Raw genomic sequence first — 255 nt, forward strand, 5'->3', positions numbered from 1 at the left:
TTCTCTCCTCGCCTACCTGTGTCGGTTTGCGGTACGGGCACCTCTCACCTCGCTAGAGGCTTTTCTTGGCAGTGTGGAATCAGGAACTTCGCTACTATATTTCGCTCGCCATCACAGCTCAGCCTTATGGGAAACGGATTTGCCTATTTCCCAGCCTAACTGCTTGGACGCGGATATCCAATACCGCGCTTACCCTATCCTCCTGCGTCCCCCCATTGCTCAAATGGTGAGGAGGTGGTACAGGAATATCAACCT

The 255-nt window shown here is 52.9% G+C and carries 1 rRNA gene; it reads right to left on the reverse strand.

Annotated features, from left to right (window positions below):
- Nucleotides 1-255 (reverse strand): 23S ribosomal RNA (locus KI350_RS22855); the annotation flags it as partial.

The organism is Bacillus sp. J41TS8, from assembly GCF_018333035.1.
GTDB classification, from domain to species: Bacteria; Bacillota; Bacilli; order Bacillales; family Bacillaceae; genus Bacillus; species Bacillus paralicheniformis.